The organism is Streptomyces sp. NPDC029044, from assembly GCF_040637495.1.
Taxonomy (GTDB): domain Bacteria; phylum Actinomycetota; class Actinomycetes; order Streptomycetales; family Streptomycetaceae; genus Streptomyces.
The window spans coordinates 76,894-99,215 of the sequence record NZ_JBEZWN010000009.1 but is presented as its reverse complement, the minus strand read 5'-3'; the positions used below and the strand labels follow the sequence as shown (position 1 = coordinate 99,215).

Genomic DNA, 22,322 nt, shown 5'->3' with positions numbered 1-22,322 from the left:
TTGTCTTGAGTGTGGATAAACGGCAGCGCGGCCGGTACCGTCGCACAGGTTCATCACAGGTACGCCTCCGTAAATGCCTTACCAGGGTGGGGAGTTCCGCATGGACAGACGCAGCTTCAACCGGCGGGTCCTGCTGGGCGGCGCGGCCGTCGCGACATCGTTGTCCGTGGCACCGGAGGCCGTGAGCGCCGCCGGACCGGCGAAGACGGCGCCCGCCGGGGGCGAGGTGAAACGCATCAAGCTGTACGCCGAGAAGCTGGCCGACGGGCAGATGGGCTACGGACTGGAGAAGGGCAAGGCGTCCGTCCCGGGTCCGCTGATCGAACTCAACGAGGGCGACACCCTGCACGTCGAGTTCGAGAACCTCATGGACGTGGCGGTGAGTCTGCACGTCCACGGCCTGGACTACGAAATCACCAGCGACGGCACGAAGATGAACCGCAGCCACGTCGAACCGGGCGGCACCCGCACCTACACCTGGCGCACCCACGCCCCCGGCCGCCGCAAGGACGGCACCTGGCGGGCGGGCAGCGCGGGTTACTGGCACTACCACGACCACGTCGTCGGCACCGAGCACGGCACGGTGGGGTTGCAGAAGGGCCTGTTCGGCCCTGTCATCGTCCGCCGCAAGGGCGACGTCCTGCCCGACCGGACACACACGGTCGTCTTCAACGACATGCGGATCAACAACAAGCCGCCGCACTCCGGTCCGAACTTCGAGGCCACGGTGGGGGATCGCGTCGAGTTCATCGTGATCACACACGGCGAGTTCTACCACACGTTCCACATGCACGGTCACCGCTGGGCGGACAACCGCACCGGCATGCTGACCGGCCCCGAGGACCCCAGCCAGGTCATCGACAACAAGATCACGGGACCGGCGGACTCCTTCGGCTTCCAGGTGATCGCGGGGGAGGGCGTCGGCGCGGGCGCCTGGATGTACCACTGCCACGTGCAGAGTCACTCCGACATGGGCATGGTGGGGCTGTTCCTGGTGAAGAAGCCGGACGGGACCATTCCGGGCTACGAGCCGCACGAGCACGGCGACGAGCCGGCGGGCGGCGGCCACGAGCACGAGGAGGAGCCGGCGGGCAGCGGCCACGAGCACGAGGAGGAGCCGGCCGTCGGCGGCCACGAGCACTGACGCGCGACCGTTCCACGCGGCTTGCGAGAGCGCTCTCACCACGCTGCGTCACCAGGGCTATCCTGATCCGCAGCCGCAGGTGAGGAGCCCCGAAGTGACCGACACAGCCCCGCGTCCCACCCTGGAGGCCGTGGCCGCCCGGGCCGGTGTCTCGCGGGCCACGGTGTCCCGCGTGGTCAACGGCGGCGACGGGGTGCGGGACATCCTGGTGGAGCGGGTCCGCAAGGCCGTGGACGAGCTCGGGTACGTACCCAACCAGGCCGCCCGCTCCCTGGTGACCCGGCGGCACGACGCGGTCGCGGTCGTCGTCGCCGAACCGGAGACCCGCGTCTTCGCCGACCCCTTCTTCGCGCTCCAGCTGCGAGGCATCAGCAAGGAGCTCACCGCCCACGACAACCAGCTCGTGCTGCTGCTCACGGAGGGCCGGGACGACCACGCCCGGGTCGCCAGGTACCTCGCCGGCGGACATGTCGACGGCGCCCTCGTCTTCTCCCTGCACCTCGACGACCCGTTGCCGGAGCTGATCCAGCGGGCGGGTGTCCCGACCGTCTTCGGCGGCCGGCCCGGCTGGAGCGGCGACCGGCGCGAGGTGGTCTACGTCGACAGTGACAACCGCGGCGGTGCCCGCGACGCCGTCCGCCATCTGGCCGGCCTCGGCCGCACCCGCATCGCGCACATCACCGGTGCCCTCGACCAGACCTCCGCCGCGGACCGCCTCGACGGCTACCGGGACGTCATGGTGGACGCCGAGCCGCAGTTGATCGCCGAGGCCGACTTCACGCCGGCCGGGGGCGAGCGGGCGATGCGCGAGCTGCTGGAGCGCTGCCCGGAGGTGGACGCGGTGTTCGCCGCCAACGACCTCATGGCCTCCGGGGCGCTGCGCGTCCTGCGTGAGTCGGGCCGCCGCGTTCCCGACGACGTGGCCGTGATCGGGTTCGACGACATGCGCCCCGTCGCCGAACAGACCGACCCGCCGCTCACGACGGTCCGTCAGGACATAGAGGAGATGGGCCGCCTGATGGCCCGCCTGCTGCTGCGCGGCCTCGACCGTGGCGCCCCCCGGGAGGGCGTCGGGGCGACGCCCTCCAGCGTGGTGCTGCCGACGACGCTGGTGCGGCGGGGGTCGGCCTAGGTGTATTGAGCACGAGCTTGTTAACGCCGGCTGGTCTTGATCGTGGCGAAGGCCCCCGTGTGTGGTGTCGGGGGGCGCTCGGCCCGGCGCCCGGGAGCCCCTGTGCCGAAGTGCGCTCGGCGCTACGGACGCGAGCCGGGCGCCCGGCTCGCGAGCTTCGCAGCCCTGCGCCGCCAGCCCCGCGCCGGCGGGCAGGGTCCGTCGTGGCGCGGTGGCGCGGTGGCGCGGTGGCGCGGTGGCGCGGGGCAGCGGTGAGCGTGGGCCGGCCGGACAGCGGGAGGCCGATGTGCGATGCCGGGCGCCGCATCGGCAGGCGCTGCTCTTCATGACGGGACCGGGCCCGTCTCACCCCTGCCGCGGCTCGCTCCGGATCACCGCGAAGCGGGCGCCGTAAGGGTCGGCGAGTTTCGCGAGGCGGCCGACGGACGGGAGGTCCGTGGCGGGAAGACGGACCGTGCCGCCCAGCTCCCTGGCCCTGGCGGCGGTGGCGTCCGTGTCGGCGACCTCGAAGTACGGCAGCCAGTACGCCTCCTCCTCGGACGGTTCGTCGGCCAGCGGGACGACTCCGCCGAACATGGCGTCCTCGCTCTGTCCGGCGGGGCTGAACGTGGTGTACGTGCCGCCGGCGAAGTCGGCGCCGAAGGTCTCCAGACCCAGTACGGAGTGGTAGAAGGCGGCCGCGGCCGGGACGTCCGCCGTGTACAGCTCGACCCAGCACAGCGACCCGTGGTCCTGGACCACCTCCAGGCCCTCGTTGCGGCCCGGCTGCCACAGACCGAAGGTCACTCCCGCCCGGTCGGCGAGGATCGCCATCCGGCCCAGGTCCTGGACGTCCATCGGCTGCACCGCGACCGAGCCGCGCGCCTGCTCGGCCGCACGCGCCGTGGCGTCCGCGTCCGGCGCCTGGAAGTACACCGTCCAGGACGGCGGGCCCTGGTCGGCGGTGGTCTGCATGCCCCCGGCGGCCGTCCTGCCGCCGAGCTGGAACAGGCCGTATCCTCCGACCTCCGGGCCGCCCGGCTGGAAATGCCAGCCGAACAGCCCGCCGTAGAAGGCGGCGGCGCCGTCGATGTCGGGGGCGCCGAGGTCGATCCAGTTCGGAGCGCCGGTGACGTAACGGGTGGTGAGCATCGTCGCCCTCCTCGCGCAGGGGCCCGTCGTCCGCACTGTCGAGTCTTTCACCGCCGGGTGACATCCGCCGCCGGAGCGCGACCGTGGCGGCTGTGCGGTGTTTCCGCGCGCCGCCGTGCGCCGGCCGGTCCGGCGGGCCACCATCGAAGCGGCCGGGGGCCTGGGAACGCCGTGTTGATCCCGCGTTGATCGAATGTTTTTCACTGCCCGCAACGCTTCCGGTCATGCACATCGACACGATCACCTCGCCCGAACTCGAATGGCAGCAAGAGGCGTTGTGCGCGCAGACGGGGGCGGACTTCTTCTTCCCCGAACCGGGCAGTTCGGTGCGGGAGGCGAAGCGGATCTGCGGTATGTGCCCGATCCGCGCGGCCTGCCTCGCGTACGCGCTGGACAACGACGAGCGCTTCGGTGTCTGGGGCGGTCTCTCGGAGAAGGAGCGGCTGGAGCTGCGGCGGGTGTCGCGGTAGAGGCCACGGGGGGCCTCCCGGTTCCCGTCCCGTCCGCTGCCGCTACGCACGAGGCCCCGGCCGCTCGTGGCGGCCGGGGCCTCGTGACGGGGGTGCGGGGCGGTGTCAGGCGCCGGCCCGGGCGGCCATGCGGGCCTTGCGGGCGGCCAGCTTCTCGTCGAACTTCGACGCCTCGGAGTCCAGACCGCCCATGAACAGACCGAGCTCCTCCTGCGCCTTGCGGCCCTCGGGGCCCAGGCCGTCGATCTCCATGATCTTCAGGAAGCGCAGCACGGGCTGGAGCACGTCGTCGTGGTGGATGCGCATGTTGTAGATCTCGCCGATCGCCATCTGCGCGGCGGCGCGCTCGAAGCCGGGCATGCCGTGGCCGGGCATCCGGAAGTTCACGATGACGTCGCGCACCGCCATCATCGTCAGGTCGGGCGCGAGCTCGAAGGCCGCCTTCAGCAGGTTCCGGTAGAAGACCATGTGCAGGTTCTCGTCGGTGGCGATGCGCGCCAGCATGCGGTCGCAGACCGGGTCCCCGGACTGGTGGCCGGTGTTGCGGTGCGAGACGCGGGTAGCGAGTTCCTGGAAGGCCACGTAGGCGACCGAGTGCAGCATCGAGTGCCGGTTGTCCGACTCGAAGCCCTCGCTCATGTGGGACATCCGGAACTCTTCCAGCTTGTCCGGGTCCACCGCGCGCGAGGCGAGCAGGTAGTCGCGCATCACGATGCCGTGCCGGCCCTCCTCCGCGGTCCAGCGGTGCACCCAGGTGCCCCAGGCGCCGTCCCGGCCGAAGAGGGAGGCGATCTCGTGGTGGTAGCTGGGCAGGTTGTCCTCGGTCAGAAGGTTTACGACGAGCGCGATGCGGCCGATCTCGGTGACCTTGGACTGCTCCTTGCCCCAGGCCTCGCCGTCCTCGAAGAGACCGGGGAAGTTGCGCGCGTCGCTCCACGGCACGTACTCGTGCGGCATCCAGTCCTTGGCGACCTTCAGATGCCGGTTGAGTTCCTTCTCGACCACTTCCTCCAGGGCGTACAGCAGCTGGGCGTCGGTCCAGGCGCCGGCCGGGCTGCCGAGGTGGGGAGTGGTGATCGTCATGGACTCTCCAGGGGACAAACGTATGAGCGGTGTGCGGTGAACCTACGGCATCGTAGGCTACGTTGCCGTAGGTTACGAGGCCGTAGGTTAAGGGTGCTGTAAAGGCCGCTGATCAGCGATGTCGCTCGTACGCGCGTCAACTCCCCGGACCGTGCAGGTCGAGGGGGCGGAGGGGGAACCTGCGGGTCCGGTCAGGTGTACAGCTCCCGCAGCCGCACCGAGAGGCACGTCACACATCCTTCGAGCTTCTCGAACTCGCTGATGTCCACGATGACCGGTTCGTACCCGAGGTCGGTGTACAGCTCGGCGGTCTTCGGCGCGCTCGCCGCCATGAGCAGCTTGTCGCCGCCGAGCAGGACGACGTGGGAGCCCGCCTCCTCGGGGACCGGCAGGAAACGCGCGAACAGCGAGGGTGTGTCCATCTTGGGGATGTGCCCGACGACCGTGCCGTCCGGCAGCGCCGTGACCGCCGACTTCAGGTGCAGCACCTTGCTCACCGGCGCGGAGACGACCCGCGCGCCGAGCGGCTCGAACGCCGCGCGCAGCTGCTGGACGCCGGCGGCGTTGGTGCGGCCGCCCCGGCCCACGTAGACGGTGTCGCCGATCTTCAGGACGTCGCCGCCCTCCAGCGTGCCCGGGTCCCAGATCCAGTTCACCGAGCAGCCCAGACCGGCCACGGCCTCCTCGACCCCGGCGGTCTCCGCCCGCCGGGGGTCGGCGCCCGGGCGGGCGATCAGCGCGACGTTCCGGTACATCACGACCGTGTCCTCGACGAAGACCGAGTCCGGGCAGTCGTCGGCCGGGTCCACCTCGATGGTCTCCCAGCCGTGCGCGCGCAAGGCCTCCACGTACGCCTCCCACTGCTCGACGGCAAGGTCGAGGTCGACCTTCTCCCGTTCGATGTGGGTCACCAGCCCCTCGGCGAGACGCGGGCTGGGGCGGCGGACGAGGGCCTTCTTGCTGGGCACGAGCGTGACTCCGTATCGGATGGACGTGTCTGGACCGCACCGACGGGGCCTCCGGGATCGACCGGAAACCCATCGGGCGTCGGCCGCCATCATGCAGGGCGAACGGGAGTGGGGACAGCCCTGGGGAGGGCCGGAGGGGCGGGAGTGCTGATCATGGCGCCGGGTACCCCGCCCCCGCCCCGTCGAACACGGCCCGCCGGCCCGGCCTCCTCCTGCACCCCGGCTCACGGGCGACGGTGCCGCACCGCCCGCCGCAGGTGCTCCCCGGTGAAAGAGCCCCGCGCCTCCAGAAGCTGCCGAGGTGTCCCCTCGAAGACGACCTCGCCACCGGCCCGGCCGCCGTCCGGGCCGAGGTCGATCACCCAGTCGGCGCGGGCGATCACGTCGAGGTTGTGCTCGACGACGACGACCGTGTTGCCCGCGTCGACCAGCCGGTCCAGGAGAGCGACGAGGCCCTCCACGTCCGCCATGTGCAGGCCGGTCGTCGGCTCGTCGAGCACGTAGACCGCGCCCGTCCGGTGCAGTCGCGTGGCCAGCTTGATGCGCTGCCGCTCGCCACCGGAGAGGGTGGAAAGGGGCTGGCCGAGGGTGAGGTACGTCAGTCCGACGTCCGCCAGGGCGCGCAGCCGGCGCCGCACACCCGTGTCGTCGAAGAAGCCGAGCGCCTGCTGGGCCGTCATCCCGAGGACGTCCGCGACGGAACGGCCCCGCACGGTCAGCCGCAGCACCTCCTCCTTGAAGCGCCGCCCCTCGCAGTCGTGACAGGTCGTCGTCACCGGGTCCATGAAGGCGAGGTCGGTGTGGATGACGCCACGCCCCTCGCAGGTGCCGCAGGCCCCGCCGGAGTTGAAGCTGAACAAGCCCGCACCTGCCCCCGTCTCACGGGCGAAGATCTTCCGGACCGTGTCCATGATCCCCAGGTACGTCGCCGGGGTGGAGCGGCCCGAGATGCCGATCGACGACTGGTCGACGACCACGGCCTCCTCGTGCGCCGCGGTGAACTCCCGGACCAGGGTGCTCTTCCCCGACCCCGCGACGCCGGTCACCGCCGTGAGCACACCGGCCGGGAACCGCACGGTCACGTCCCGCAGGTTGTGCCGGTCCGCGCCCTTGACCCACAGCTCGCCGACGGGCTCGCGTACTTCGTCCTTGACCGCCGTGCGGGTGCGCAGGCAGCGCCCGGTGAGCGTGCCGGACACGGCCAGTTCCTCCGGTGTCCCCTCGAACACCACCGTGCCGCCGCCGGCTCCGGCGCCCGGCCCCATGTCGACGACGTGGTCGGCCAGCGCGATGACGTCCGGGTCGTGCTCGACGACCAGGACCGTGTTGCCCTTGTCGCGCAGCCTCAGCAGCAGGTCACCGAGACGGCCCACGTCACGCGGGTGCAGACCGACGCTCGGCTCGTCGAAGATGTACGTCATGCCGGTCAGGCTGGAGCCGAGGTGCCGCACCGTCTTCAGCCGCTGCCCCTCCCCTCCGCTGAGCGTGGCCGTCTCCCGTTCGAGGCTGAGGTAGCCGAGGCCGATCGCCTCGATGCGCTCCAGCGCGGCCACGGCAGCCGAGGCGATCGGCCCCGCGACCGCGTCGTCGATCTCCCTCAGCACGGCGATCAGGTCGGTGACCTGCATGCGGGCGCAGTCGGCGATCGACCGGCCGTTGATCCGGGTCGCCAGGGCCGCCGCGTTGAGACGTGCTCCGCGGCACTCCGGGCAGGTGCCCTCCACCAGGAACGCGCTCACCAGCTCCTGGGTCTTCTGGCTCATGCCCGACAGGTCCCGCTTCAGGTACAGCCGTTCGAAGCGGACGGCCAGCCCTTCGTACTCCGTCGTCCAGGTGCCGCCCGTGCCGCTGACGGCGACCTTGCTGCCGGGCCGCCCACGCAGGAGGAACTCCCGCTCGGCGTCCGTGAACCGGCCCACCGGCTTGTCCGGGTCGAGGTCGGGGCTGTTGGTGTACGTCTGCCCCTGCCAGGTACCGGCGGCGAACGGCGGGAAGCGGACCGCCCCCTCGGCGAGGGAACGGTCCGGGTCCAGGATGCGGTCCCAGTCGGGTCGTACCGCCCGGCCGAGGCCGTCGCACCCGGGGCACATGCCCGACGGGTCGTTGAACGAGTACGCCGTCGCCGGTCCGGCGCTCGGGGTGCCGTGCCGGGAGAACAGCACCCGGATCACCGAGTAGACGTCGGTCATGGTGCCGACGGTGGACCGGGAGTGGCCGCCGACCTGCCGCTGGTCGACGACGATCGCCGGGGTGAGATCCTCCAGGCCGTCCGCGTGCGGCCGCTCGAACTTGGGCAGCCGGTTGCGGACGAACCAGGGGTAGGTCTCGTTCAGCTGGCGCTGCGACTCCACCGCGATCGTGTCGAAGACGACGGACGACTTCCCCGACCCCGAAACGCCGGTGAACACGGTCAGCCGGCCTTTCGGGATGCGCAGGGTGACGTCCTTGAGGTTGTTCTCGCGTGCTCCGGTCAGGGTGATGGCATCGTGCGCGAAGTCGGTCATGCCACCGACGCTAGGCGGAAAACCAGACAGCTTCTGGCGTGATTTCCCGCAGTTCTCCCTCCTCCAGCAGCAGCCAGCGCGTGATGCCGATCGACTCCAGGAACGGCAGGTCGTGACTGGCCACGACCAGCGCCCCCTCGTAGGACTCCAGGGCCGTGGTGAGCTGCCGGACGCTCGCCATGTCGAGGTTGTTGGTCGGCTCGTCCAGCATGAGCAGCTGCGGCGCGGGCTCCGCCAGCATCAGCGCGGCCAGCGCCGCCCGGAAGCGCTCACCGCCGGACAGCGTCGCCGCCTTCTGGTCGGCACGGGCGCCCCGGAACAGGAAGCGCGCCAGCCGCGCCCGGACCCGGTTGTTGGTGGCGCCCGGCGCGAACCGCGCCACGTTCTCGGCGACCGTCCGCTCGCCGTCGAGGACGTCGAGCCGCTGCGGCAGGAAGCGCAGCGGGACGTGCGCCCGCACCTCGCCCGCCTCCGGGGCGAGGTCCCCGGCGATCGTGCGCAGCAGCGTGGTCTTGCCCGCGCCGTTGCGCCCGACCAGCGCGACCCGCTCGGGGCCGCGCAGCTCCAGGCCGCCCTTCACCCGGGCGCCGTAGCGGAGCCCGAGATCTTGCAGCGTGAGGACGGTACGCCCCGGCGGCACGGCCGTGTACGGCAGGTCGACGCGGATCTCGTCGTCGTCCCGGACCGCCTCCACCGCGTCGTCCAGCCGCTCCTTGGCCTCGGCGAGCTTCTCCTCGTGCATGATGCGGTGCTTGCCCGCGGACTCCTGCGCCGCGCGCTTGCGCGCCCCCATGACGATCTTCGGCTCGCGCTTCTGGTCCCACATCTTCTGCCCGTACCGCTTGCGGCGGGCCAGTTTGACCTGGGCGTCGGTCAGTTCGCGCTTCTGTTTGCGGAAGTCGGCCTCGGCGACGCGCACCATGCGCTCGGCCGCCTCCTGCTCGCTCTCCAGGGCCTCCTCGTAGACGGAGTAGTTGCCGCCGTACCAGGTGATCCCGCCGGAGCGCAGATCGGCGATCTGGTCGACGAGGTCCAGCAGTTCACGGTCGTGGCTGACGACGACCATCACGCCAGGCCAGGACTGGACGGCCGCGTACAGCCGCCTGCGGGCGTACAGGTCGAGGTTGTTGGTCGGCTCGTCCAGCAGCAGCACGTCCGGGCGGCGCAGCAGCAGGGCGGCCAGACGCAGCAGCACCGACTCGCCGCCCGACACCTCGCCGATGGTGCGGTCCAGCTCGACGTGTCCCAGCCCGAGTTCACCGAGGGTGGCCAGGGCGCGTTCCTCCACGTCCCAGTCGTCGCCGACGGTCTCGAAGTGCGTCTCGGAGACATCGCCGGCCTCGATGGCGTGCAGGGCGGCGCGCTGCCCTGCGATGCCGAGGGCCTCGTCCACGCGCAGGGCGGTGTCGAGCGTGACGTTCTGCGGGAGGTAGCCGATCTCGCCGGCCACGCGGATGGTGCCGTCGGCCGGTGCGAGTTCACCGGCGATCAGCCTCAACAGGGTCGATTTTCCGGACCCGTTGACGCCGACCAGGCCGGTCCGGCCGGGGCCGAACGCGACGTCCAGGTCCTCGAAGACGGGGCTGCCGTCGGGCCAAGTGAACGAGAGGGATGTGACGGTGATGGAGGTAGACATGCGGCCTCACTCGCGGTTGCTCGAAGCGGTCGGGGGCAAACGCGTGTCGAGACACCTGCGACCAGGGGGGGAGGCGAGGCTCCATGGCACACCACGGGCATGAAAAATGCCCTGCACCGGAGGACGGCTCGAACGCCGAGGTCGCACGCAGCGCACACCAGTGGGTGTGACGCGGTGTCTCAGGACCTCAGACGAGCAACGTCCTTCTCCAATCGGCGGCAACAGGGACGCTCTACACCGTACGAGGGGCCTCTGAGCCTGTCAACGAATTAACGTGAAACCCGATCTCCCGCCCCCAGGAGGCCCCGTGCCCAACGGCCCGCTCACGCTGCCCGCCCGGCTTTGCCTGCTGGCCTGGGACGCCGCGCGGCCGGCGGCCGGAGGCGCCGCCCACCGGCCCGGACCGGTGCGGGCCGGCGCCCTCGTCGAGCTGGCCCGCCGCGGCCTGCTCACCGACGACGACGGCATCGTCACACCGGCAGACCTGGACACCGGCACGGGGGACGCGGTCCTCGACGGCCTGCTCGAACTCGTCCGCGAGTCGTGCCCGCACCCCTGGCGGACCTGGGTGACGCTGCGGGCGCGGGTGACCCTCGACGCCGTACGGGAGCAACTGGTGGCCGAGGGATATCTGCGGGCCGGCAAGAGACGGGTCCTCGGCGTGTTCCCGTCCGTGGAGTACGCGCTGGAGCGCACGGCCGCCGTGGAGGTGCTGCGGGAGGAGACCCGGCAGGTGCTGCGCGGACCGCTGCCGGTCGCGGAGATCTCCGAGCGGGACGCCGCGCTCGCCGTCCTCGCCGCCGCGGCCGGCCTCTGCGGCGAGGGCACTCCCGCCCGGCGCGCCGAGGAGCTGACCGAACGGGCCGGAGCGGCGACGCCCGGGCTGCGCTGGATCGTGCGTGAGCTGAGCACGGCGGTGACGCCCGGGACGGCGGTTGCCGGCTCGCCCTGACGCCCGCCAGGGATGATCTGCCGGTGCCGGCGCCGGTGCCCGTGCCGGTGCCGGGGGCTCGGCTCGTCGGCGGTTGTGTCGGCGGCTGTATCGGCGGGGGTGGGGAGGCTTGGCCCGGCCGCCCACCTTGTCGGATTCCTGCCGCGGAACGGATCGCCGCCGCGTGCGGCGGCCGACGCGGCGGGTATGCCGCCGTCCGTCAACGCCCGGACCGACACCCGTCCGCCGGGCCGCCCGGGAGCTGCCGGGCCGGCGGATCCACGGGTCGCTGACCGACGCACTCGCCTACGGTGAGGTCAACTTCCCTCTCGCACCGGCTCGTCAGCTCAGCACGCGTCCCGCATCAGCTCGGCGAGACCGTGGTCCAGATCCAGCTGGAGGTGCTCGAGACCGACGGGCACGAGCTCGCTCGTGGCCTCCAGGAACCGGCGGATCTCGCTGGAGCGGACGTGGACCACGGCGGTGCCCTCGGGGGCGTGGAACTCCAGTACGGTGCGGTCGTAGCCGTAGGGCCGCACCCGCACGTCGCCGTGCCCCTCGGCGTTCTTCTGACCCGCGGCGAGGAGCTCGCGGGAGAAGGTCCAGCAGACCTCGACGCCCTCCAGCGTGGCCGGGGCGGGGAAGGTCATGCGGACGGCGAAAGGATCACGCCGGTCGTAGTGCAGCGTCGCGGGAATGCTCGGCATACGCGGCGCGGCAGCGACGAGGCGGGCCTCCACGGGCTGCTCGATGACGATGGACAACGCCTTGCTCCCTTGTGACGGCTGGACGGGCACTCCCGGGCGGATGAGGCCGGGCATGGGAAGAGACGACGGAATCAGCCAATCCGTGCACACGAAATGCGAGTGACCTCTGTCACCGCTCTTCATGCACCAGAGTGACGTGACTCTCCTCGTGTGCCCCGAAGGGCACTTGTGGCAACCCCCGCACCACGCCGAGCGCCGGTGAGGCCATCTGGACGGCACCCGGACGGTGGGCTAGCTTCCCCCGCCATGAGGCGCATGGGGAGCACGCTACGGACGGGACGAACACGCAGCAGGGCGACCGCGCTGGCGGCCTGCGCGGCGGCACTGGCAGCCCTGACCGCCGTACCGGCACAGGCGCACGAACCGGAGCGCCGGGTGCCGCACTGGGAACTCAAGGACACCGGCACCCCGGAGACACGGTTCCGGGGCCTCGCCGCGGTCAGCCGGACCACCGCCTGGGTCGCCGGGACCGGCGGCACCGTCCTGCGCACCACCGACGCCGGGGCGACCTGGCGGAACGTCTCACCGCCCGGCGCGGGGGAGTTGCAGTTCCGGGACGTCGAGGCGTTCGACGCGCGCCGGGCCGTGGTCCTGGCCATCGGCGAGGGCGAGGCGTCCCGGGTCTACCGCACCGACGACGGCGGAGCGACCTGGACGGAGTCCTTCCGCAACACCGACCCCAAGGCCTTCTACGACTGCCTCGCCTTCTTCGACCACCGCCACGGGCTGGCGATGAGCGACCCGGTGGACGGGAAGTTCCGCATCCTGTCGACCGGCGACGGCGGCCGGACCTGGAAGGTGCTGCCGGACCGGGGGATGCCGGCCGCGCAGGAGGGCGAGGCCGGGTTCGCGGCGAGCGGCCAGTGCCTGGTGACGTCCGGGCCGAAGGACGTCTGGCTCGCCACCGGCGGGGCCGCACGCGCGCGGGTGCTGCACTCCACCGACCGGGGGCGCACCTGGACGGCCACCGATACGCCCCTCCCGGCGGGCGACCCGGCCCGCGGCGTCTTCGCGCTCGCCTTCCGCGACCGCACCCGGGCCCTCGCTGTCGGCGGCGACTACCGGCCCGACCAACCCTCGCCGCGCGCCGGCGCCCGCACCGCCGACGGCGGCCGCACCTGGCGACCGGCCACCGCACCCCCGCCCGCCTACCGCTCCGGCGTCGCCTGGCTCCCGCACAGCCGCACCGCAGCCCTCGCCGTCGGCCCCACCGGCACCGACCTCACCACGGACGGGGGCCGCACCTGGCGGACCGTCGACACCGGCTCCTACGACACCGTCGACTGCACCCCGGACCACGGGTGCTGGGCGGCGGGGGAGAAGGGCCGGGTTGCCCGCCTGGAGCACTGAGCATGCGGGGTGCCCTGATCGTTGGCAGGGTGGGTACTCGTTCACTGATCGTGAAAGGAAGTGAGCGAGAATGCCACGCGGTTCGAGCTCCAAGCGGGAGCGCCAGTACGAGCACATCAAGGAAAGTGCGAAGGACCGGGGCGAGAGCACCGGCCGCGCCAAGGAGATCGCCGCGCGGACGGTGAACAAGGAACGCGCCCGCTCCGGCGAGTCGAAGACGGCCAGCCGCACCTCCACGAAGGACATGTCCTCCGGCAAGCGCGGCGGCCAGCGGTCGGGGCAGGGCTCCCAGGGCCCCACCTACGACCAGCTGTACCAGGAGGCCAAGCGCAAGGGCGTCGAGGGCCGTTCCGGTATGAACAAGAGCCAGTTGCAGCGCGCACTGGGCAAGTGAGGCGGATCCCTCAGAGGGTCTCCCGGTAGGCCTCCAGCGCGGGCGCCGTCTTCGTCGCCGTGAACTCGGTGACGCGGTACGCGCACACGCCCGCGGTGACGAACGGGTCCTGCGCGGTGATCTCCTCGATCCGCGCGCGATCCCCCGCGACGGCGATGATCACCCCGCCGTCGCGGGGGTTCTTGCGCCCGGACGCGAGGAAGACCCCCCGCCGGTACTGCTCGTCGAGCCAGCGCACATGCTCCTCCAGCACGGCGTCGACGGCTTCCAGCGGGGCGGTGTACGTCAGCTCCAGCACGAACATGCCCGGGAGCCTATCCCCAGGCCGCTGTCCGACCGCCGGGGAGCCCGTAGGCTCGGGCCACCATGACGACCGTACGCATCCCCGAAGACTGGCCGACCACCGAGGAACAGGCCCGCGCCGTCCAGGACGAACTGCGGGCCCGTGTGATCCTCGGCGAGCCGGGGCCGCCGCCAGGATCGGGCCGGGTGACCGGGGTCGACGTCGCGTACGACGACGAGCGGGACGTCGTCGCCGCGGCGGCGGTCGTGCTGGACGCGTCGAGTCTCGAAGTCGTCGCCGAGGCCACGGCCGTGGGCCGGGTCTCCTTCCCCTACGTGCCCGGACTGCTCGCCTTCCGCGAGATCCCCACGGTCCTCGCCGCCCTCGACGCCCTGCCCTGCCCGCCCGGTCTGGTCGTCTGCGACGGCTACGGCCTCGCCCACCCCCGCCGCTTCGGCCTCGCCAGCCACCTCGGCGTCCTGACCGACCTGCCCACGATCGGCGTCGCCAAGAACCCGTTCACCTTCACCTACGACGACCCGGACACTCCGCGCGGCAGCACCTCCGCGCTCCTCGCCGGCTCCGAGGAGGTCGGTCGGGCCCTGCGCACCCGGGCCGGGGTCAAGCCGGTCTTCGTCTCCGTCGGCCACCGGGTGACGCTGGACGACGCCTGCGCCCACACCCTCGCGCTGACCCCCGCGTACCGCCTCCCGGAGACCACCCGGAGGGCGGACGCGTTGTGCCGTGAGGCGCTCCGGGAGACCTACTCGGCCTGACCGTCCACCCGCCAGCGGCCCACCTCGCGGTACTCCGAGTCGTAGATCGCCGCTTCGTCCCCGGGGGCGAGCTGGTAGTGGCGCAGATTGCCGGCCCAGTACCTGAGGATCCGGCCCAGCTCGCCCGTCGGGTCCTTCGTCAACGCCGCGTCGTCCAGGGAAACTTCCAGTTGGAATCTCATACCTTCAAGGGTGTCATTGAACTCCTTGTTGGCACTTTTCGAGCGCTCGCCAGAGGCGGAACGCCGAAAAGTCTCAAGCCGGAGGAGAGATGGGCGAGTGGGGCGGGCGGCCGGATCTGAGTACCGGCTCTGAGTACCCGTACGGATGCCCGCCCACCACCTCCGACGGCAGGCTGGGGCGCATGACGACGCACCGCGCCCCCAAGCCAGTTGCCGGCCCGACCCAGACCGTCGAACGGGCCGTCACCGCAGGGCTGATCCTCGCCGTGCTGGCCGGGCTCGGCTGGATCGCCGGAATGATCTACACCATCGCCGAGTGGCCGCTGTAGCCCCCCGGCGGGCCCTCAGCGAGCCGACGCGACGCGGAAGCGGATGCCCGCCGCGCGCAGCCGGTCGATCAGCGCGTTGCCCATCGCCGCCGCAGTGGTGACCTGGCCCGCCGTCTTCGGCAGGTCGTCGAAGGCCAGGCACAGCGCGGACTCGGCGAACATCTTGGCCGTCTCGTCGTAGCCGGGGTCGCCGCCCGAGACCTCCGTGTGCACCCGCTTGCCGCCGCCCTCGCCCACGAAACGCACGGAGAACCAGCTCTTCGCCCGCTTCTCCGGGCTCGGTCCGTCCCCCGGCTTCAGCCGGTCCGACAACCAGCGCCGCGCGGGGGGCACCTGGGCCGCCGCGACCAGCGCGCCGACTGCCGCGACCCCGCCCACGGCGACCGGAAGGTGCCGGACGGCGGCGTACTGCCGGTAGCGGAAGTCGGGCCCGTACCGGTCGAGGGCCGACGCCGAGCGTCGCACGATCTGCGGATCGATGGTCGGCATCGGCAGCGCCCACGCGCCGACCTCCTTGGCGAACCGGGGACCGCCCAGCGGGGCCGACGTCCGCCGGCCCACCAGCCGCGGTTCGTGCCGTCGCCGGTCCCGGGCCGCGGCCGCCATCTCCCGCTGCCGCGCGAACTGGCCCAGCGCGGAGGCGAAGGTCCCGCCAGAGAACGCCGCGTCGGCGGTCACGAAGCCCTCGACGCTCAGCGGCACGTCCTGAGGCAGCTGCTGCACGGTGAAGTACACGCCCAGGTCGTGCGGGATCGAGTCGAAGCCGGCGGCGTGCACCAGCCGTGCCCCGGTCTCCCGGGCGCGGGCGTCGTGCCGGACGTACATCAGGTCCACGAACTCCGGCTCGCCGCACAGGTCCAGGTAGTCGGTTCCGGCGTCAGCGCAGGCGGCGACGAGTTCCTCGCCGTGGGTCACGTACGGGCCGACGGTCGTGGCCACCACGCGCGCGTGCTCCGCGAGGTCGCGCAGCGAGGCCGGGTCGGAGACGTCCGCGCGCAGCACCCCGACGCCGGTGCCGGCGGGCAGCCGCTCGCGCAGTCGCTCCAGCTTCCCGGCGTTGCGGCCCGCGATCGCCCAGCGCAGCCCCTCGGGCGCGTGGGCCGCCAGATACTCCGCGGTGAGCGCCCCGGCGAAACTGGTCGCTCCGAAGAGCACGATGTCGTACGGACGGTCCGTCCTGCTTTGCCTGCTCATGACACCCCTCGGTCGTGCAGCCCGTGCCGCTGTCGGTGGCCGAGGCTAGCGTGAGGAGTGCGGAGCCCGACGACGAGCCCGGAGGACGACGATGCCCGTGCCCAGGAATGCCCTGAAGAAGTGGGAGAAAGTGCGCGCGTTCGCACTGGGGCTGCCGGACGCCGTCGAGGAGTTCCCCTGGGGCGAGTCGGTCGCGAAGGTCAACAGGAAGGTGTTCGTCTTCCTCGGGGTCCAGGACGGCAGTTACCCCCTGGGGGTGACGGTGAAGCTCACCGACGAGACGGCGCACGCCCACGCGCTGGCCTGCCCCGGCGCCGAGCCCGCCGGATACGGCCTGGGCAAGGCGGGCTGGGTGTACGTCCCCCTGGAGCAGCAGGGCGCCCCGGCCGCCGAGGTGCTCTGCGACTGGGTGGAGGAGAGCTACCGGGTGATCGCCCCGAAGCGGCTGATAGTCGTGCTGGACGGGCACTGACCTCGTCCGGCAGATTGCTAAGCGCTTGCTCGTTCAGGGCTTGTGCCGAGTGGAACACGTTCTTAGCATCACTGGTGTTACATCAGATGTGTCACAGCACTGGGGGCTGGATGACCACGGCAAGGACGCCAGGACACGGCCCGCTCTCCGGCGTGCGCGTCGTCGAGCTGGCCGGCATCGGACCCGGCCCGTTCGCCGCCATGCTCCTGGCCGACCTCGGCGCCGACGTCGTGCGCGTGGACCGTCCGGGCGGCCCCGGCCTCGCGATCGACCCGGCCTGCGACGTCACCAACCGCAACAAGCGCTCGGTGGTCGTCGACCTCAAGGCCCCCGACGGCCCGGAACAGGTGCTCGACCTCGCGGCCCGCGCCGACATCCTGGTCGAGGGCTACCGCCCCGGCGTCGCCGAGCGCCTCGGGGTCGGACCCGGGGACTGCCACGCCCGCAATCCCCGTCTCGTCTACGGCAGGATGACCGGCTGGGGCCAGGACGGCCCGCTCGCCCAGCGCTCCGGGCACGACATCGCCTACATCGCCCCCACCGGCACCCTCGGCATGATCGGCCGCCCGGACGAGCCGCCGGCGGTCCCGGCGAACCTGCTCGGCGACTACGCGGGCGGCTCCCTCTACCTCGTCGTCGGCGTCCTCGCCGCCCTCCACCACGCCCGCGCGTGCGGAACCGGCCAGGTCGTGGACGCCGCCATCGTCGACGGCACCGCCCACCTCTCCACGATGATCCACGGCATGCTCGCCGCCGGCGGCTGGCAGGACCGACGCGGCGCCAACCTCCTGGACGGCGGCTGTCCGTACTACGGCACCTACGAGACGGCCGACGGCCGGTACATGGCCGTCGGCGCCCTGGAGCCGCAGTTCTACGCGGAGTTCCTCGCCCTCCTGGGTGTCGAGGACCAGGCCGCCGCGCGGAAGGACATCACCCTGTGGGGTGAACTGCGCGAGGAGGTCGCGGCCCGCTTCAAGAGCCGTACCAGGGACGAGTGGACGGCCGTCTTCGACGGCACGGACGCCTGCGTGGCGCCCGTGCTGTCGCTGCGCGAGGCCCCGCACCACCCGCACCTGGCCGCCCGCGGCACCTTCACCGACCACGGCGGCATCACCCAGCCCGCCCCGGCCCCCCGCTTCTCCGCGACCCCGACCTCCGTCCGCACCGGCCCGGCCAGGCCGGGCGCCGACACGGCGGACGTCGCCCGGGACTGGGACGTCCCCGGGCTGCTCCCGTCGTCCCGCACCCCTCAGTGAAAGGCCTCCTCGTGAGCACCGAAGCGTATGTGTACGACGCGATCCGCACCCCGCGCGGCCGCGGCAAGGCCAACGGAGCCCTGCACGGCACCAAGCCCATCGACCTGGTCGTCGGACTCATCCACGAGATCCGCGCCCGGTTCCCGGACCTGGACCCGGCCGCCGTCGACGACATCGTCCTCGGCGTCGTCGGCCCCGTCGGCGACCAGGGCTCGGACATCGCCCGGATCGCCGCCATCGCCGCGGGCCTGCCCGACACCGTCGCCGGTGTGCAGGAGAACCGCTTCTGTGCCTCGGGCCTGGAGGCCGTCAACCTGGCCGCCGCCAAGGTCCGTTCCGGCTGGGAGGACCTCGTCCTCGCGGGCGGCGTGGAGTCCATGTCCCGGGTGCCGATGGCCTCCGACGGCGGCGCCTGGTTCAACGACCCGATGACCAACCTCCAGGTCAACTTCGTGCCGCAGGGCATCGGCGCCGACCTCATCGCCACCATCGAGGGCTTCTCCCGGCGCGACGTCGACGAGTACGCGGCCCTCTCCCAGGAGCGGGCCGCCACCGCCATGAAGGACGGCCGCTTCGACAGGTCCGTCGTCCCGGTGAAGGACCGCAGCGGCCTCGTCGTCCTCGACCACGACGAGTTCCCCCGCCCCGGCACCACCGCCGACTCCCTCGCCAAGCTGAAGCCGTCCTTCGCGGACATCGGTGAACTCGGCGGCTTCGACGCGGTCGCGCTCCAGCAGTACCACTGGGTGGAGAAGATCGACCACGTCCACCACGCGGGCAACTCCTCCGGCATCGTCGACGGCGCCTCGCTCGTCGCGATCGGCTCCAGGGAGGTCGGCGAGCGCTACGGCCTCACGCCCCGCGCCCGGATCGTCTCCGCCGCCGTCTCCGGCTCCGAGCCGACCATCATGCTCACCGGCCCCGCCCCCGCCACTCGCAAGGCCCTCGCCAAGGCCGGGCTGACCATCGACGACATCGACCTCGTCGAGATCAACGAGGCGTTCGCGGCGGTCGTGCTGCGCTTCGTCAGGGACATGGGCCTGTCCCTGGACAAGGTCAACGTCAACGGCGGCGCGATCGCGCTCGGCCACCCCCTCGGCGCCACCGGCGCGATGATCCTCGGCACCCTCGTCGACGAACTGGAGCGCCAGGACAAGCGCTACGGCCTCGCCACGCTGTGCGTCGGCGGCGGCATGGGCGTCGCCACCATCGTCGAGCGCATCTGACCCCCTCCCGACGGATCACACGGAGCACCTCCACATGAGCACTGAGTCCACCACCATCCGCTGGGAACAGGACCGCACCGGCCTCGTCACCCTCGTCATCGACGACCCGAACCAGTCCGCGAACACCATGAACCAGGCGTTCCGCGACTCCCTCGCCGCCGTCACCGACCGCCTGGAGGCCGAGAAGGACTCCATCCGGGGCGTCATCATCACCTCCGCCAAGAAGACCTTCTTCGCCGGCGGCGATCTGCGCGACCTCATCCGCGTCACGCCCGAGACGGCCCAGGAGCTGTTCGACGGCGGTATGGCCATCAAGCGGAACCTGCGCCGCATCGAGACCCTCGGCAAACCGGTCGTCGCCGCGCTCAACGGCGCCGCACTCGGCGGCGGTTACGAGATCGCCCTGGCCTGCCACCACCGCATCGCCCTCGACGCGCCCGGCTCCAAGATCGGCTGCCCCGAGGTCACCCTCGGCCTGCTCCCCGGCGGTGGCGGCGTCGTCCGCACCGTCCGCCTGCTCGGCATCGCCGACGCCCTGCTGAAGGTCCTCCTCCAGGGCACCCAGTACAACCCCCGCCGCGCCCTGGAGAACGGCCTCGTCGACGAGGTGGCCGACAGCCCCGAGGACATGCTCGCCAAGGCCCGCGCCTTCATCGACGCCAACCCCGAGTCCCAGCAGCCCTGGGACAAGCCGGGCTACCGGATCCCGGGCGGCACCCCGGCCAACCCCAAGTTCGCCGCGAACCTGCCCGCCTTCCCGGCAAGCCTGCGCAAGCAGACCAACGGCGCCCCCTACCCGGCCCCGCGCAACATCCTCGCCGCCGCCGTCGAAGGCTCCCAGGTCGACTTCGAGACGGCGCAGGTCATCGAGGCCCGCTACTTCGTGGACCTCGCGGCCGGACAGACCTCGAAGAACATGATCCAGGCGTTCTTCTTCGACCTCCAGGCGGTCAACTCCGGCGCGAACCGCCCCAAGGGCGTCGAACGCCGCCAGGTCCGCAAGGTCGCCGTCCTCGGCGCCGGCATGATGGGCGCCGGCATCGCCTACTCCTGCGCCCGCGCCGGCATCGACGTCGTCCTGAAGGACGTCTCCCTGGAGGCGGCCCTCAAGGGCAACGGCTACTCCGAGAAGCTGTGCGCCAAGGCGGTTGCCAAGGGCCGTTCGACCCAGGAGAAGGCCGACGCGCTGCTCGCCCGCATCACCCCCACCGCCGAGGTCCAGGACCTGGCCGGCTGCGACGCCGTGATCGAGGCCGTCTTCGAGGACACCTCCCTCAAGCACAAGGTGTTCCAGGAGATCCAGCACGTCGTGGAGCCCGACGCGCTGCTCTGCTCCAACACCTCCACCCTGCCCATCACCGCCCTCGCCGAAGGCGTCGAGCGTCAGGGCGACTTCATCGGCCTGCACTTCTTCTCGCCGGTCGACAAGATGCCGCTGGTCGAGATCATCAAGGGCGAGCGCACCGGCGAGGAGGCCCTGGCCCGCGCCTTCGACCTGGTACGGCAGATCAACAAGACGCCCATCGTCGTCAACGACTCGCGCGGATTCTTCACCTCCCGCGTCATCGGCCACTTCATCAACGAGGGCGTCGCCATGGTCGGCGAGGGCATCGAGCCCGCCTCGGTCGAGCAGGCCGCCGCCCAGGCCGGCTACCCGGCCAAGGTGCTGTCCCTGATGGACGAACTGACGCTCACCCTGCCCCGCAAGATCCGGGCCGAGTCCAAGCGGGCGGTCGAGGAGGCGGGCGGCACCTGGACGGCCCACCCCGCCGAGGCGGTGATCGACCGCATGGTCGACGAGTTCGGCCGCACCGGCCGCAGCGGCGGCGCAGGCTTCTACGACTACGGCGACTACGGCGACGACGGCAAGCGCACCGGCCTGTGGCCCGGGCTGCGCGAGCACTACACCAAGCCGGGCTATCGGATCCCGTTCCGGGACATGCAGGAGCGCATGCTGTTCTCCGAGGCTCTGGACACCGTCCGGCTGCTGGAGGAGGGCGTGCTGACCTCCGTCGCCGACGCCAATATCGGCTCGATCTTCGGCATCGGCTTCCCGGGCTGGACCGGTGGCGTGCTCCAGTACATCAACGGCTACGAAGGTGGCCTGCCCGGCTTCGTGGCACGCGCCCGGGAACTCGCCGAGCAGTACGGGGAGCGCTTCGCCCCGCCCGCGCTGCTGGTGGAGAAGGCGGAGAAGGGGGAGCGGTTCAGCGACTCAGCCCGCGTCTGACCCGCCGGACTCCGAAGGCCCGGTGAGCCATGCGTCCAGCTCTTCCTTCAGTGACCGCTGAAAGGCGGTGAGGAGCGCCTGCACCACCAGCGGGTGCATGTGTGCCGACAGGGACCGCACGTCCCGCGCGTCACGCTCCGCCACCTCACCGCGGAAGAGCCGGGACAGCTCCCGGGCCGCGGCGCGCGCGTGCTCGACGAGCACCTTGCGCGCCGCGAAGATCGCCTCCTGGGAGAGCGGCACGTCCAGCAGCCCGGCACCGAGCCGGAGCAGACCGAGGTCGGCCTCGTACCCGCCGTCGGCGGGCCGGACCACGCCCATCGCGACGAGCCGCTCCACGTCCTCGTCGCCCAGCGGCCCTCCGGCCCGCCGCTCCAGCTCCGCCCGGGTGACCGTCTCGACGCTCTCCGGCGCCCAGGAGGCCACCACGGCCCGGTGGATGGCGAGGTCGTGCGCGCTCAGGTCCGGCGGCAGCTGTCGCAGGTAACGCTCGATGCCGGACAGCGTCATGCCCTGTTGCCGCAACTCCTCGATCAGCGCCAGCCGGGCCAGATGCTCGCGCCCGTAGTGGCCCACGCGCCGCGGACCGAGCACCGGCGGGGGCAGCAGCCCCTTCGTGCCGTAGAAGCGGACCGTGCGCACCGTGACACCGGCCCGGGCGGCCAGCTCGTCGATCGTGAGGGTCGGCTCCTCGGTGTCGGTCGTCGTCATGTGCAGCAGTATCGCTGTCTCACCAGTGCTGTGAAACCTCCGGCGACCCAGGGGACACGCGTGTGAGAAGTAGCGCTCTGTGACGTATGCCACCGCGTGAGTCGCGCAGCGTGGGGGAAGGTGGCCCCTTGGTCTGTGCCTTTACCGAGGGCG

General features: G+C 71.8%; 22 protein-coding genes. 12 read left to right on the top strand and 10 right to left on the bottom strand.

The features are described 5' to 3' along the window. Positions 1-100 precede the first annotated feature (100 nt). Both AB0E85_RS11110 and AB0E85_RS11105 read left to right on the top strand, forming a co-directional pair. Complete coding sequence (locus AB0E85_RS11110) at positions 101-1,144, top strand: multicopper oxidase domain-containing protein (protein ID WP_361924897.1); 1,044 nt, start codon at positions 101-103, stop codon at positions 1,142-1,144. 94 nt (positions 1,145-1,238) lie between these two features. Next, the gene (locus AB0E85_RS11105) at positions 1,239-2,276 is read left to right on the top strand and encodes a LacI family DNA-binding transcriptional regulator (protein WP_361924895.1); all 1,038 of its coding nucleotides are present in this window, start codon (positions 1,239-1,241) and stop codon (positions 2,274-2,276) included. A 345-nt stretch (positions 2,277-2,621) separates the two neighbouring features. Here the strand turns inward: AB0E85_RS11105 and AB0E85_RS11100 are convergent, their stop codons facing one another. Continuing rightward, positions 2,622-3,407: a VOC family protein gene (locus AB0E85_RS11100; protein ID WP_361924894.1), complete on the bottom strand. Its 786-nt coding sequence runs from the start codon at positions 3,405-3,407 to the stop codon at positions 2,622-2,624. A gap of 224 nt (positions 3,408-3,631) precedes the next feature. Here AB0E85_RS11100 and AB0E85_RS11095 point away from each other — a divergent pair, with 224 nt between their 5' ends. Then, positions 3,632-3,877 (top strand): WhiB family transcriptional regulator, encoded by a 246-nt coding sequence (locus AB0E85_RS11095; RefSeq protein ID WP_180989751.1) that lies wholly within the window; start codon positions 3,632-3,634, stop codon positions 3,875-3,877. Between the two features lie 105 nt (positions 3,878-3,982). Here the strand turns inward: AB0E85_RS11095 and AB0E85_RS11090 are convergent, their stop codons facing one another. The 4 genes from AB0E85_RS11090 to AB0E85_RS11075 all read right to left on the bottom strand — a co-directional run bounded on the left by AB0E85_RS11090 (position 3,983) and on the right by AB0E85_RS11075 (position 10,068). Continuing rightward, a complete protein-coding gene (locus tag AB0E85_RS11090) occupies positions 3,983-4,960 on the bottom strand; it encodes an acyl-ACP desaturase (RefSeq protein WP_361924891.1) in 978 nt (325 codons plus the stop codon). Positions 4,961-5,151: 191 nt separating this feature from the next. After that, positions 5,152-5,928: a dimethylargininase gene (ddaH, locus tag AB0E85_RS11085; RefSeq protein ID WP_361924889.1), complete on the bottom strand. Its 777-nt coding sequence runs from the start codon at positions 5,926-5,928 to the stop codon at positions 5,152-5,154. A gap of 224 nt (positions 5,929-6,152) precedes the next feature. Next, positions 6,153-8,432: an excinuclease ABC subunit UvrA gene (locus tag AB0E85_RS11080; protein WP_361924887.1), complete on the bottom strand. Its 2,280-nt coding sequence runs from the start codon at positions 8,430-8,432 to the stop codon at positions 6,153-6,155. 10 nt (positions 8,433-8,442) lie between these two features. Beyond that, on the bottom strand, positions 8,443-10,068 hold the full coding sequence (locus AB0E85_RS11075) for an ABC-F family ATP-binding cassette domain-containing protein (protein ID WP_361924885.1): 1,626 nt from the start codon (positions 10,066-10,068) through the stop codon (positions 8,443-8,445). 307 nt (positions 10,069-10,375) lie between these two features. On the opposite strand from AB0E85_RS11075, the gene AB0E85_RS11070 reads away from it, so the two are divergent. Then, positions 10,376-11,020: a GPP34 family phosphoprotein gene (locus tag AB0E85_RS11070; RefSeq protein ID WP_361924883.1), complete on the top strand. Its 645-nt coding sequence runs from the start codon at positions 10,376-10,378 to the stop codon at positions 11,018-11,020. Positions 11,021-11,346: 326 nt separating this feature from the next. Here AB0E85_RS11070 and AB0E85_RS11065 read toward each other — a convergent pair whose 3' ends face one another. Next, positions 11,347-11,763: an SsgA family sporulation/cell division regulator gene (locus AB0E85_RS11065; RefSeq protein ID WP_031135075.1), complete on the bottom strand. Its 417-nt coding sequence runs from the start codon at positions 11,761-11,763 to the stop codon at positions 11,347-11,349. Between the two features lie 258 nt (positions 11,764-12,021). Between AB0E85_RS11065 and AB0E85_RS11060 the strand changes: the two genes are divergently transcribed. Together AB0E85_RS11060 and AB0E85_RS11055 are read left to right on the top strand one after the other, a co-directional pair. Further along, a complete protein-coding gene (locus AB0E85_RS11060) occupies positions 12,022-13,116 on the top strand; it encodes an oxidoreductase (protein ID WP_361924880.1) in 1,095 nt (364 codons plus the stop codon). A gap of 70 nt (positions 13,117-13,186) precedes the next feature. Further along, entirely contained in the window at positions 13,187-13,510 is a 324-nt protein-coding gene (locus AB0E85_RS11055) for a plasmid stabilization protein (RefSeq protein WP_361924878.1), read from the top strand. A 10-nt stretch (positions 13,511-13,520) separates the two neighbouring features. Here the strand turns inward: AB0E85_RS11055 and AB0E85_RS11050 are convergent, their stop codons facing one another. Further along, positions 13,521-13,814 (bottom strand): YciI family protein, encoded by a 294-nt coding sequence (locus AB0E85_RS11050; protein ID WP_361924876.1) that lies wholly within the window; start codon positions 13,812-13,814, stop codon positions 13,521-13,523. Positions 13,815-13,876: 62 nt separating this feature from the next. Here AB0E85_RS11050 and AB0E85_RS11045 point away from each other — a divergent pair, with 62 nt between their 5' ends. Further along, positions 13,877-14,569, top strand: coding sequence for an endonuclease V (locus AB0E85_RS11045; RefSeq protein ID WP_361924874.1), 693 nt, complete (start codon positions 13,877-13,879; stop codon positions 14,567-14,569). Here the strand turns inward: AB0E85_RS11045 and AB0E85_RS11040 are convergent. Next, entirely contained in the window at positions 14,557-14,751 is a 195-nt protein-coding gene (locus tag AB0E85_RS11040) for a hypothetical protein (protein WP_361924871.1), read from the bottom strand. The genes AB0E85_RS11045 and AB0E85_RS11040 overlap by 13 nt on opposite strands. A gap of 182 nt (positions 14,752-14,933) precedes the next feature. On the opposite strand from AB0E85_RS11040, the gene AB0E85_RS11035 reads away from it, so the two are divergent. Next, positions 14,934-15,080: a hypothetical protein gene (locus tag AB0E85_RS11035; RefSeq protein WP_361924869.1), complete on the top strand. Its 147-nt coding sequence runs from the start codon at positions 14,934-14,936 to the stop codon at positions 15,078-15,080. A 15-nt stretch (positions 15,081-15,095) separates the two neighbouring features. Here AB0E85_RS11035 and AB0E85_RS11030 read toward each other — a convergent pair whose 3' ends face one another. Continuing rightward, the gene (locus AB0E85_RS11030; RefSeq protein WP_361924867.1) at positions 15,096-16,274 is read right to left on the bottom strand and encodes a saccharopine dehydrogenase NADP-binding domain-containing protein; all 1,179 of its coding nucleotides are present in this window, start codon (positions 16,272-16,274) and stop codon (positions 15,096-15,098) included. A gap of 91 nt (positions 16,275-16,365) precedes the next feature. Between AB0E85_RS11030 and AB0E85_RS11025 the strand changes: the two genes are divergently transcribed. From AB0E85_RS11025 to AB0E85_RS11010, 4 genes are all read left to right on the top strand, one after another. Beyond that, positions 16,366-16,746: an MmcQ/YjbR family DNA-binding protein gene (locus AB0E85_RS11025; protein ID WP_361924865.1), complete on the top strand. Its 381-nt coding sequence runs from the start codon at positions 16,366-16,368 to the stop codon at positions 16,744-16,746. Between the two features lie 110 nt (positions 16,747-16,856). Then, positions 16,857-18,002, top strand: a complete 1,146-nt coding sequence (locus AB0E85_RS11020) for a CaiB/BaiF CoA-transferase family protein (protein WP_361924863.1) — start codon at positions 16,857-16,859, stop codon at positions 18,000-18,002. A gap of 11 nt (positions 18,003-18,013) precedes the next feature. Continuing rightward, entirely contained in the window at positions 18,014-19,228 is a 1,215-nt protein-coding gene (locus AB0E85_RS11015; RefSeq protein ID WP_361924861.1) for an acetyl-CoA C-acetyltransferase, read from the top strand. 34 nt (positions 19,229-19,262) lie between these two features. Further along, positions 19,263-21,458, top strand: a complete 2,196-nt coding sequence (locus AB0E85_RS11010; RefSeq protein ID WP_361924859.1) for a 3-hydroxyacyl-CoA dehydrogenase NAD-binding domain-containing protein — start codon at positions 19,263-19,265, stop codon at positions 21,456-21,458. Here AB0E85_RS11010 and AB0E85_RS11005 read toward each other — a convergent pair. After that, complete coding sequence (locus AB0E85_RS11005) at positions 21,444-22,169, bottom strand: MerR family transcriptional regulator (RefSeq protein ID WP_361924857.1); 726 nt, start codon at positions 22,167-22,169, stop codon at positions 21,444-21,446. The genes AB0E85_RS11010 and AB0E85_RS11005 overlap by 15 nt on opposite strands. Positions 22,170-22,322: the final 153 nt, after the last annotated feature.

Coding starts and splice junctions, on each gene's coding strand:
- AB0E85_RS11080 (WP_361924887.1), bottom strand. CDS start 8,432: ATGACCGACTTCGCGCACGATGCCATCACCCTGACCGGAGCACGCGAG.
- AB0E85_RS11075 (WP_361924885.1), bottom strand. CDS start 10,068: ATGTCTACCTCCATCACCGTCACATCCCTCTCGTTCACTTGGCCCGAC.
- AB0E85_RS11025 (WP_361924865.1), top strand. CDS start 16,366: ATGCCCGTGCCCAGGAATGCCCTGAAGAAGTGGGAGAAAGTGCGCGCG.
- AB0E85_RS11110 (WP_361924897.1), top strand. CDS start 101: ATGGACAGACGCAGCTTCAACCGGCGGGTCCTGCTGGGCGGCGCGGCC.
- AB0E85_RS11005 (WP_361924857.1), bottom strand. CDS start 22,169: ATGACGACGACCGACACCGAGGAGCCGACCCTCACGATCGACGAGCTG.
- AB0E85_RS11095 (WP_180989751.1), top strand. CDS start 3,632: ATGCACATCGACACGATCACCTCGCCCGAACTCGAATGGCAGCAAGAG.
- AB0E85_RS11100 (WP_361924894.1), bottom strand. CDS start 3,407: ATGCTCACCACCCGTTACGTCACCGGCGCTCCGAACTGGATCGACCTC.
- AB0E85_RS11030 (WP_361924867.1), bottom strand. CDS start 16,274: ATGAGCAGGCAAAGCAGGACGGACCGTCCGTACGACATCGTGCTCTTC.
- AB0E85_RS11020 (WP_361924863.1), top strand. CDS start 16,857: ATGACCACGGCAAGGACGCCAGGACACGGCCCGCTCTCCGGCGTGCGC.
- AB0E85_RS11040 (WP_361924871.1), bottom strand. CDS start 14,751: ATGAGATTCCAACTGGAAGTTTCCCTGGACGACGCGGCGTTGACGAAG.
- AB0E85_RS11055 (WP_361924878.1), top strand. CDS start 13,187: ATGCCACGCGGTTCGAGCTCCAAGCGGGAGCGCCAGTACGAGCACATC.
- AB0E85_RS11035 (WP_361924869.1), top strand. CDS start 14,934: ATGACGACGCACCGCGCCCCCAAGCCAGTTGCCGGCCCGACCCAGACC.
- AB0E85_RS11060 (WP_361924880.1), top strand. CDS start 12,022: ATGGGGAGCACGCTACGGACGGGACGAACACGCAGCAGGGCGACCGCG.
- AB0E85_RS11010 (WP_361924859.1), top strand. CDS start 19,263: ATGAGCACTGAGTCCACCACCATCCGCTGGGAACAGGACCGCACCGGC.
- AB0E85_RS11045 (WP_361924874.1), top strand. CDS start 13,877: ATGACGACCGTACGCATCCCCGAAGACTGGCCGACCACCGAGGAACAG.
- AB0E85_RS11050 (WP_361924876.1), bottom strand. CDS start 13,814: ATGTTCGTGCTGGAGCTGACGTACACCGCCCCGCTGGAAGCCGTCGAC.
- AB0E85_RS11090 (WP_361924891.1), bottom strand. CDS start 4,960: ATGACGATCACCACTCCCCACCTCGGCAGCCCGGCCGGCGCCTGGACC.